We start from the raw sequence: 9,234 nt of genomic DNA on the forward strand, positions 1-9,234 counted from the left end.
CCGCGCCCATAGTTGTGGTTCCGTCGGCGCGGGGGTTCCGCCCGGGCCGGGCCGAGGGTAGAAGGCGGCCACCCTCTCCCCGTCTTGATGCTGCGCAGGTCGATGGCCGGACATTCCAAGTTCAAGAACATCCAGCACCGCAAGGGCCGCGCCGACGCCGCCCGGTCCAAGGCGTTTTCCAAGCTGTCGCGGGAGATCACCGTGGCCGCCAAGGCCGGCCTCCCCGACCCCAACATGAATTCGCGGCTGCGGCTGGCGGTGGCCAACGCCAAGGCCGAATCCATGCCCAAGGACGTCATCGACCGGGCGATCAAGAAGGGCGCGGGGGGCGAAGGGGAGACCTATGACGAAATCCGCTACGAGGGCTTCGGCCCGGGCGGCGTCGGCGTCATCGTCGAGGTGCTGACCGACAACCACAATCGCACCGCCTCCAACGTGCGTTCCATCTTCTCGAAGTATGGCGGCAACCTGGGCGCGACCGGGTCGGTGACCTTCATGTTCGACCGCATGGGGCAGATCGTCTATCCGCCGGCGGCCGGTTCCGAGGAGGCCGTCATGGACGCCGCCATCGAGGCTGGCGCCGAGGACGTGCAGTCCGACGAGGACGGCCACACGATCTTCACCGCTTTCGAGCAGCTCTCCGACGTGGCGGCCGCCCTGGAATCCGCGCTCGGCGCGCCGAACTCCACCGCCATCGTCTGGCGGCCGAAGTCGCAGACGCCGGTCACCGGCGAGGCGGCGGCCAGCCTGATCAAGCTGCTCGACGCGCTGGACGACGACGACGACGTGCAGAAGCTCTATTCCAACGAGGACATCGCGGCCGACGAGCTGGAACGGCTCGCCTCGTAAGAACCATGGCCCCGCACCCGCCCCAGGACCCGCGCGTCACCGACCTGCGCCGTTATCGGAGGGAGCGGGAGCGGGCGAGCCGGGCGGCGCGCAAGCCGGCCCCGCCGAACGAGAAGCTGCTGGGCGGCCGGCGCAACGCGGGGGTGTTCCTGATCCTGGCGATCGCCATCCTGGCGGCCATGGCCTATCTGCAAGGCCATATCTAGCGAAGGCTTGGCGCGGACGGCGCAATAGGCTCAACTCTCCCGAACAACCGTTTGGGGGGAAGACCACCATGAAACTGCAACTCTGCGCCGCCGCCCTGGCCGCGACCGCCGGCCTGGGCCTTGGGGCCGGAACCGCCCAGGCGGCCACCGACTATGTGACCATTCCGCTGGAGGCGAGCGTCAACGCGCCGGCCGACGTCGCCTGGAAGAAGATCAGCGGCTTCTGCGATATCGGCGCCTGGATGAAGACCACCTGCGTGATCACCTCGGGCAAGGCCGACGAGATGGGCGCGGTGCGCCGCATCGCCGACCGGGTGGACGAGGTGCAGGTGGCGCGCACCGCCTGGTCCTACAGCTACGCCCAGCCGAAGTCGCCGATCGACTACCACGGCACGGTGGAGATCCGGCCGGACGGCAAGGGCAAATCGAAGCTCTACTACACGCTCGTCTATGACGCCGCGGCCCTGCCGGCCACCGCCGACAAGGCCAAGGACGTGGCCAACCGCACGGCGATGTTCACCCGCGTGATCAACACCATGAAGGGCATCGCCGAGGCGAAGTAGGACCACGGCAGCCTCTCCCGCGCGGCGGGAGAGGCGCTACCCCAGCCAGCGCCTGGGCCAGAGCCGGCCCAGCGCGTGGACGCGGCCAGGGACCAGGTTCATCCGCTTGACCACCTTGGGCGAGAGGCGGGCGAAGGCCTCCACCGGCTCGACGCCGCCGAACGGGCTGGTCGCCACATGGCCGAGCGTCACGGCCTGGTCGATGGCCGCCCATTCGGCGCGGCTGCGGTCCTCGTGGCCCACGGCGTAGAAATGCCGGACCGGGGCCGCCTCTTCCGGCAGCTCCAGCATCACGCCCACCATCCAGCTCACAGGGACCAACTCACTGGGACCAACTCACTGGGGCCAGCTCACGTTCGCCAGCTCACCGGACGAAGGTGGCCAGGATGTAGATGAGCACCAGGACGCCGAAGCCGACGACGACGAGGCGCCCGGTCAGCTTGCGGCGCCGGGCCTGCGGGTCTTCGCTGTCGGAATCGGGATTGGCCATCGCCGCACCATCCCGCGGATGGGCGCAGCGACGCAAGCTTGACCGCGGACGCGGGCCTCGCGACGGTGCGGCCACGGGGGGACGCCACATGCGAAGCGCGATCATCGGGACCCTTGCGGCGGTCGTGCTGAACGGCGCGGCCCTCGCCCAGGCCCAGCCGCCGTTCGGCGGGGCGCAGCAGCCGACCGTCGCGGGCGCGGGCCAGACCCAGGCGCTGAGCTTCGCCGGCGGGCGCATCCACCAGGCGACCGGCTTCTCCAACACCTTCCTGGTCACCACCAAGGCCGGCGACGTGGTGATCGACACCTCGAGCCCCTTCAACGTGGCGCGGCATCGGGCCCTGCTCGGCGCGATCTCGAAAGGCCCGGTGCGCGACATCATCCTCACCCACGCCCATGGCGACCACACCGGCGGGGTTGCGGCCTGGAAGGGACCGGGGACCCACGTCATCGGCCAGGCCAATGAGGTGGAGTTCAACAACTACCAGACCCGGCTCGCCGGCTTCTTCGCCGGGCGCAACGCCGCCCAGTTCGGCGGCCCGGGCCGGGGGCCGGACTTCAACCGCAACCCGGGGGACTACGCCGCTCCGAAGCTCGCCGACGTGCTGGTGGAGAAGGACTACCGCTTCAAGCTGGGGGACCTGACCTTCGACTGTTTCGCCGCGCCGGGCGAGACGCCGGACATGCTCAATGTCTGGATTCCCGAGCTGAAGGCGGTGTTCGTCGGTGACAACTACTACGCCTCGTTCCCGAACCTCTACACGCTGAGGGGGACCGAGCCACGCTGGGCGCTGGACTATGTGAACTCGCTCAACAGGGTGCTGGCGCTGAAGCCCGAGATCGTGCTGCCGAGCCATGGCGTGCCGATCGTCGGGGCGGAGAATGTCCAGCGGACCCTGACCCAGTACCGCGACGCCATCCTCTATGTGCACGACGCGGTGGTCGCCGGCATGAACGACGGCAAGGACGTCTACACCCTGATGCGCGAGATCAAGCTGCCGCGGGCCCTGCAGGTCGGCGAAAGCTACGGCAACCTGGTGTGGTCGATCCGCGGCATCTACGAGGGTTACGCCGGCTGGTACGACCGCGACCCGGCGAGCATGTACGCCACCGCGCCGGCCGACAGCGACGCGGAGCTGGCGCGGCTGGCGGGCGGGGCCGAGCCGATCGCGGCGCGGGCGAGCGCGCTGGTGGCGACCCAGCCGGCGCTGGCCCTGCGCCTGACCAGCGCGGCGCTCGCCACCGATCCGAAGAACCACGCCGCGCTCATGGTCCGACGCCGCGCCCTGGAGGCGCTGCTCGCCGCTTCGCGAAACTCCAACGAAAGCGGCTGGCTCAGGGCCGGCCTCGCCCAGACGGACGCGGCGCTGAAGTAGCCGTCGCCCTCAAATGACGGACCTCGGAACCAAGCTTCGCTGCTCTCGGTTTCGTGAGATTGCATCAGAGGGAGCTCCCAACATGAACCGCACAGTCCTGCTTTGCGCCGCGGCGATGGCCGCCCTGTCGCTGGCCGCCTGCAACAAGAACCAGGCGTCCAACCAGACCCCGGCCACGTCCGACGTCAATTCGGTCAGCAATACCTCCAGCGTCGGCCAGGCCGAGCCGGTGAACCATGCGCAGGATACCGCCGGCGCGGCCGTGGGCTCGATGTCGGCCGCCACGCTGGGCTCGCACGACACCGGCGCCTTCGTCTCCAACGCCGCCCAGGGCGACATGTACGAGATCCAGGCCGGCCAGATCGCCGAGCAGAAGTCGAAGAACCCCGAGGTGAAGGCCTTCGCCAAGATGATGATCAAGGACCACACGGCGCTGTCCAAGGAGATGGGACCGCTGGTGAAGGCCGCCGGCCAGACGCCGCCCGCCGATCTCGATCAGCGCCGCAAGGGCTTCCTCGACAACCTCAAGGCCGCCAACGCCGGCGACTTCGACAAAACCTACATGGACCAGCAGGTGGCGGCCCACGACGAGGCGCTCACCCTGATGCAGGGCTACGCCAAGGACGGCTCCGACGCGGGGCTGAAAGCCGGCGCCGGCAAGGCCGTGCCGAAGGTGCAGATGCACTCCGACATGGCCAAGAAGCTGCAGGCCAAGATCGCCGGCGCCAAGACCTAGGCGCAGCGGTCCGGATCCCTGAGGACGGCGGTCGCCCCGGCGGCCGCCGTTTTCCTTTGGGCGCCAGCCTGGCCGTTTGACCGCCGAGGGATAACCTCGCTATGTGATCGCCGTTCAGAGCGCCGGCGAACGGCGCCTGCCGCCTCGCATTCGGGAAAACGCCATGCTCAAGATCGCCGCCAGGGCCGCCATTGGGGCCGCCACGCTCGCCCTGCTCGCCTCCGTCGCCGCCGCCCAGGCGCCCGCCGCCCCGCCCGGGCCGACTATCGTGCGCGGCAAGGTCACCGCGCTGGCCGCCGACGCCGTCACCGTGAAGACCGACAAGGGCGTGGAGCAGAAGGTCTCGCTGGCCCCGACCTGGACCGTGGCGGTCATGAAGCCGGTGGCCATCGACGCCATCCAGCCCGGCAGCTTCATCGGCACCACCAACATGCCCAAGGGCGAGGGCTCAGGCTCGGCGCTCGAGGTCCACGTCTTCCCGCCGGGCGTGAAGATGGGCGAAGGCCACTACGACTGGGACCTGAAGCCGGGCTCGAAGATGACCAACGGCACGGTCGGCAAGGTGGTGGCCGGCAAGAAGGGCAGCCGCGAGTTGGACGTCGCCTACAATGGCTCGGGCATGCGCCACATCGTGGTGCCGGCCAATGTTCCCGTGGTGCAGATCACCGGCGGCGCGCGCGAGCTGGTGAAGGCGGGCGTGCCGGTGTTCATGGTGGTGCGCAAGAACGCCGACGGCACCATGGCCACCGGTTCGATCTCGGTCGGGGAGAACGGCGCCAAGCCGCCGATGTGATGGCCGAGGCCGGCTGCGCGCCTCGAGGGCCTCGCCCTCAGGCGTGCTTGCCGGACCAGACGGTGACGCCGGCGGCGGTGCGGACCGTGGCGTGGACGGCGGCGCCCTGGCGCAGCGTGTCCTTGACCCGCTGGATGGTGACCTCTTGACCCTCGACGACGGCGACCGTCCTGCTGGCGCCGACCAGCATCTCGAATTCCACCTGATATGTCATGGGGCCATCATAGGCCCTGGCGCGTTTCGGCGCGCGATGTTTGTCGAAGGTCTAATATCTATCGGAGACGCGGGGGAATGACGCCGTGACCGCCGGCCTGCGCCTGGCCATCGTTGCCGCCGTCCTGGCCGGCGCCGCGCAAGCTGCGCCCGCACGGCTGAACGAGGCGGAGGCGAGGGCCTTCGTGGCGCGGCAGGAGAAGGCCTGGAACGCGGGCGACGTGGTCGGCTTCTTCGCCCTCGCGACGCCGGACGCGGCTTTCACCGACCAGGCCCGCGCCAAGGACGGCCGGATCGTCGTCTATGGAACCAGCACGCTCGCCCAGGCCCGCGCCCAGGCGACCAGGTTCTTCGCAAAGTCCCGCACCCGCGAGACGGTGGCGATCGTGTCGGTGCGGATCGCGCCGGACGGCCGGAGCGCCAGGATCGTGGGCCACGAGGACGCAGTGATCGCCAATCCGCAGCGCAGCCGCCACATCTGCGCCGAGACCTTGCAGACCATCGTCCTGACCGCGGCGGGGGTGCGCTCCAAGGGCCAGATCGACACCGTGACGCCCTGCCGCTGACTTTGCCGGCGGAGTGGGCTTAAGTGGCGGCCATGCTGACCAAACGCACGCTCCTCGCCCTCGTCATGAGCCTCGCCGCCGCGCCCGCCTTCGCGCAAACCGCCGCCTCGACCAATCCGTTCGTAAAGATGCACACGCCGCAAGGCGACATCGTCCTCGAGCTCTATGCCGACAAGGCGCCGATCACCGTGCGCAACTTCCTGCACTACGTGGACACCCGGAAGCTGGACGGGGCGACCTTCTACCGGTCATCCACCCCGCCGGGCGACAAGACCTTCACCTACGGCATCCTGCAGGGCGGGGCGGGCACGGACCCCAAGAAGCTCTATCCGCCGATCGCCCACGAGAGCACGGCCAAGACCGGCCTGTCGCACACCGACGGGACCATCTCCATGACCCGCTATGCGCCGGGGACGGCGACCGCCAACTTCTCGATCTGCGTCGGCGACCAGACCTATCTCGACGCCGATCCCAAGGATCCCAAGGCCAATCCCGGCTATGCCGCCTTCGGCCGGGTGGTCGAGGGCATGGAGGTGGTCAAGACCCTGCTGGCCGCGCCGCGCGACCCGGTGAAGGGCGTCGGCGTGATGAAGGGCGAGATGCTGGCCCATCCCGTGCCGATCCTCACCGTGCGCCGCACCACGGCGCCCGCGCCGGCCGCCGCGCCAGCGGTTGCGCCCGCCCCGGCGGCGCCTGCGCCGGGCGCGCCGCAGTGAGCGAGGCGACCTCGCGGCTGAAGGTCGGGCTCGACGTGCCCTGGGTGACCAGCTGGTCGGAAGAGCCACAGCTCGGCGTCGGGCCCTGCCCCAGCGTCGACGGCGAGCTGGCCATCGCCCAGGCGGAGAAACCCGGCCGCGGCCGGCCGCTCTATTCCCGCAACCACCTGTTCCGGCAACGCAAGTCGGTGCGCGAGATGCTGTGCCCGATGTGCGGCCAGCCGACCGCCGAGGGCGACCGCTGGAGCCAGACCGGCCACCCGACCACCGCGGGAGAGCTCCGCCTCCGCGGCTTCGGCCCCGCCCTGCCCGCCGACATGGCCGACGGCCAGGCCCTGCTCAACTGCGGCGCCATCGCGCCCCTGCACCGCGCCTGCGCCGAGGCCTCGCTGGCTCGCTGTCCGCACCTGGGCGGGATGGAGGACAAGACGCTGAAGGCTTTCCCCACGGCCTGGGTGGTCATCCCGCTGTGGGTCGAGGCCAAGCCGGAGGCGCCGCACGCCAGGCCCGTGCCGGTGGTGAGCTTCCTGCAGCTGGTGGGCGTCGAGGGCTAAGAGCGGATGATCAAGCTGACCTTCTGCCTGGTGCGGCTGCCGCACCTGAGCCGCGCGGCCTTCCAGGACTACTGGTTCAACACCCACGGGCCCCTGGTGGCGAGCGTGGCCGAGACCCTGCGCATCCGCCGCTATGTGCAGCTGCACTCGCTGCCGGCCGAGACCCATTCGGCGCTGCGGACCAGCCGCGCTGCGCCGGAGGAATTCGATGGCGTGGCCGAGCTGCGGTTCGACAGCCTGCAGGCCATTCTCGAGAACGGCCAGCGGCCGGAAGCCCAGGCCGCCGGCGCCCTGCTGCTGGAAGACGAGAAGCGGTTCATCGACCTGCCGAAGTCGCCGCTCTGGTGGGGCGAGGAGAAGGTGGTGGTGGGGTGACCGCCGTCCCGCCGACGCCTGCGCCCCGGCCGGAGTCTCCACCGCCGCCGCCGGCCGCGCCGGCCAAGTCGCCCTCGCCGCCGAACAACCTGGTGGGCGTGGCGGTCCTCGCAGCCTTCGTCGCCGCCGGCTACGGCCTCGACCGCGGCCTGGCGGTGAAGCCGCTGACCTTCGCCTTCACCATGCTGGGCTGGACCCTTTCGGTGATGGCCCACGAGTTCAGCCATGCCCTGACCGGCTACATGGCCGGCGACGTGACGGTGCGCGCCAAGGGCTATCTGGCCTTCGATCCGCGCAAGTACGGCGACCTGGGGACCAGCCTCGTTTTGCCGCTGATCTTCCTGGCGCTGGGCGGCATCGGCTTTCCGGGCGGGGCGGTCTATCTGCGCAATGACCTGATGCGCGGACCCTTCTGGCGGGCGGCCGCGGCGCTCGCCGGGCCGATGGCGACGCTGATGGTGCTGCTGGGGCTCGCCATCGTGCTGCGCATCTGGATGGGCGCAGGCACCGACAGCGCGCTGTTCCCGGCGGCGGCGTTCCTGGCCTTCCTGCAGGCCACGGCCCTGATCCTCAACCTGCTGCCGATCCCGGGGCTGGACGGGTTCGGCGCGATCCGGCCGTTCCTGCCGCTCGAATGGACGCCGGGCATCCGCAAGTTCGAGGGCCTGGCCATGGTCGGCCTGTTCCTGCTGATCTTCATCTCGCCGGTGGGCGGACGGCTCCTGTTCGGCGGCGGCATGACGCTCTCCGCCAATCTCGGCGTGCCCATCGACGCGATCCGCATCGGCTACGGCAACTTCCACTTCTGGCGCTGAGCCGCGCCACCGGGCATCCTCGCCGGTGACGCCATGACCCCGAATCGCCCCGTCCGCATCCTCGGTCTAGACCCCGGGCTCCGCCGCACCGGCTGGGGCGTGGTGAGCATCGAGGGCGCGCGACTGACCCATGTGGCCCACGGGGTGATCAAGCCCGACGAGACGGCCGACTTCGCCATCCGCCTGCTGACCCTGTTCGAGGGGATCTGCGAGGTGATCGCCGCCCACGCCCCCGACGAGGCCGCGGTCGAGGAGACCTTCGTCAACACCAACGCCGCCTCGACGCTGAAGCTCGGCCATGCGCGGGCCTGCTGCCTGATCGCCCCGGCCCGGGCCGGGCTGCCGGTGGCCGAATATGCCGCCACGGTGGTCAAGAAGGCGGTGGTGGGGACGGGCGCGGCCGACAAGACCCAGGTGGGCTTCATGATCCGTCGCCTGCTGCCGACCGCCGGCGACACCACCGCCGACGCCGCCGACGCCTTGGCCGTCGCCATCGCCCATGCCCACGCCCGCCGGGCGCGGGTGCTGCGCGGCGCGGCCTAGGCGGCGGCGGGGCGGCCCGTCAGCCTGGCCCATGTCAGGTTTCGCGTGGCGTAGGCGACCACCGCGTAGAGCATCACCCCCGCAACCCCGATGATCGTTTCGCCGACCAGCATGCCGCTGGAACCCCAGCGGCTCTGCGCCCAGCCGTCGACCAGCACCACGACCAGCAGCGGCACGTTGGAGATGGAGGAGATCAGGTTGAACTTGGTCGCCGCGGCCCCGCGGCCGATGGCTTCCAGCGTCACCGCCGAATAGGCCGCGTAGCTGAGACCCACGGCGATGTTGTAGGCGGTCGCGAACAGCAGGAAGGTGATGGGCGTGCGCGGCCCGAAGGCCATGGCGAGCGACGAGGCCGCCATCACCAGGCCGAACAGCAGGTAGGCCTGCTTGCGGTCCATGCGGTCGCAGACGTAGCCGCCGACGATGCAGCCGCCGATGCC

16 protein-coding genes are annotated in these 9,234 nt (G+C 70.3%); 12 read left to right on the top strand and 4 right to left on the bottom strand.

The features are described 5' to 3' along the window. The first annotated feature begins 102 nt into the window (after window positions 1–102). From VGT80_RS15465 to VGT80_RS15475, 3 genes are all read left to right on the top strand, one after another. Window positions 103–849, top strand: a complete 747-nt coding sequence (locus VGT80_RS15465; RefSeq protein WP_327457340.1) for a YebC/PmpR family DNA-binding transcriptional regulator — start codon at window positions 103–105, stop codon at window positions 847–849. A 5-nt stretch (window positions 850–854) separates the two neighbouring features. Further along, window positions 855–1,055, top strand: a complete 201-nt coding sequence (locus VGT80_RS15470; RefSeq protein WP_327457342.1) for a hypothetical protein — start codon at window positions 855–857, stop codon at window positions 1,053–1,055. Between the two features lie 68 nt (window positions 1,056–1,123). Then, entirely contained in the window at window positions 1,124–1,618 is a 495-nt protein-coding gene (locus tag VGT80_RS15475) for an SRPBCC family protein (RefSeq protein WP_327457344.1), read from the top strand. Window positions 1,619–1,654: 36 nt separating this feature from the next. Here the strand turns inward: VGT80_RS15475 and VGT80_RS15480 are convergent, their stop codons facing one another. Continuing rightward, entirely contained in the window at window positions 1,655–1,921 is a 267-nt protein-coding gene (locus VGT80_RS15480) for a hypothetical protein (protein ID WP_327457370.1), read from the bottom strand. Window positions 1,922–1,982: 61 nt separating this feature from the next. Continuing rightward, window positions 1,983–2,108, bottom strand: a complete 126-nt coding sequence (locus tag VGT80_RS15485; protein WP_327457346.1) for a hypothetical protein — start codon at window positions 2,106–2,108, stop codon at window positions 1,983–1,985. A gap of 88 nt (window positions 2,109–2,196) precedes the next feature. Between VGT80_RS15485 and VGT80_RS15490 the strand changes: the two genes are divergently transcribed. The 3 genes from VGT80_RS15490 to VGT80_RS15500 all read left to right on the top strand — a co-directional run bounded on the left by VGT80_RS15490 (window position 2,197) and on the right by VGT80_RS15500 (window position 5,012). Further along, window positions 2,197–3,483: an alkyl sulfatase dimerization domain-containing protein gene (locus tag VGT80_RS15490; protein WP_327457348.1), complete on the top strand. Its 1,287-nt coding sequence runs from the start codon at window positions 2,197–2,199 to the stop codon at window positions 3,481–3,483. 82 nt (window positions 3,484–3,565) lie between these two features. After that, window positions 3,566–4,219, top strand: coding sequence for a DUF4142 domain-containing protein (locus tag VGT80_RS15495; RefSeq protein ID WP_327457350.1), 654 nt, complete (start codon window positions 3,566–3,568; stop codon window positions 4,217–4,219). Between the two features lie 163 nt (window positions 4,220–4,382). Then, a complete protein-coding gene (locus tag VGT80_RS15500; RefSeq protein ID WP_327457352.1) occupies window positions 4,383–5,012 on the top strand; it encodes a hypothetical protein in 630 nt (209 codons plus the stop codon). Between the two features lie 37 nt (window positions 5,013–5,049). Here the strand turns inward: VGT80_RS15500 and VGT80_RS15505 are convergent, their stop codons facing one another. Further along, window positions 5,050–5,226, bottom strand: a complete 177-nt coding sequence (locus tag VGT80_RS15505; RefSeq protein WP_327457354.1) for a hypothetical protein — start codon at window positions 5,224–5,226, stop codon at window positions 5,050–5,052. 85 nt (window positions 5,227–5,311) lie between these two features. On the opposite strand from VGT80_RS15505, the gene VGT80_RS15510 reads away from it, so the two are divergent. The 6 genes from VGT80_RS15510 to ruvC are packed head-to-tail and all read left to right on the top strand — an operon-like array spanning window position 5,312 to window position 8,794. Continuing rightward, the gene (locus tag VGT80_RS15510; RefSeq protein WP_327457356.1) at window positions 5,312–5,791 is read left to right on the top strand and encodes a hypothetical protein; all 480 of its coding nucleotides are present in this window, start codon (window positions 5,312–5,314) and stop codon (window positions 5,789–5,791) included. Window positions 5,792–5,823: 32 nt separating this feature from the next. Further along, window positions 5,824–6,507, top strand: a complete 684-nt coding sequence (locus VGT80_RS15515) for a peptidylprolyl isomerase (protein WP_327457358.1) — start codon at window positions 5,824–5,826, stop codon at window positions 6,505–6,507. After that, on the top strand, window positions 6,504–7,061 hold the full coding sequence (locus VGT80_RS15520) for a hypothetical protein (protein ID WP_327457360.1): 558 nt from the start codon (window positions 6,504–6,506) through the stop codon (window positions 7,059–7,061). The genes VGT80_RS15515 and VGT80_RS15520 overlap by 4 nt, the downstream gene beginning before the upstream one ends. A 6-nt stretch (window positions 7,062–7,067) precedes the next feature. Next, window positions 7,068–7,436 carry an EthD domain-containing protein gene (locus tag VGT80_RS15525; protein WP_327457362.1) on the top strand — a complete coding sequence of 123 codons (369 nt, stop codon included), beginning with the start codon at window positions 7,068–7,070 and terminating at the stop codon, window positions 7,434–7,436. Beyond that, a complete protein-coding gene (locus VGT80_RS15530) occupies window positions 7,433–8,251 on the top strand; it encodes a site-2 protease family protein (RefSeq protein WP_327457364.1) in 819 nt (272 codons plus the stop codon). Before VGT80_RS15525 ends, VGT80_RS15530 begins: the two co-directional genes overlap by 4 nt. A gap of 33 nt (window positions 8,252–8,284) precedes the next feature. Next, the gene (ruvC, locus tag VGT80_RS15535; protein WP_327457366.1) at window positions 8,285–8,794 is read left to right on the top strand and encodes a crossover junction endodeoxyribonuclease RuvC; all 510 of its coding nucleotides are present in this window, start codon (window positions 8,285–8,287) and stop codon (window positions 8,792–8,794) included. On the opposite strand, the gene VGT80_RS15540 is transcribed toward ruvC, so the two are convergent. Then, on the bottom strand, window positions 8,791–9,234 hold a 444-nt coding region (locus VGT80_RS15540), incomplete at its 5' end, for a hypothetical protein (protein WP_327457368.1). The genes ruvC and VGT80_RS15540 overlap by 4 nt on opposite strands.

It is taken from the genome of Phenylobacterium sp. (genome assembly GCF_035944335.1).
Taxonomy (GTDB): domain Bacteria; phylum Pseudomonadota; class Alphaproteobacteria; order Caulobacterales; family Caulobacteraceae; genus Phenylobacterium.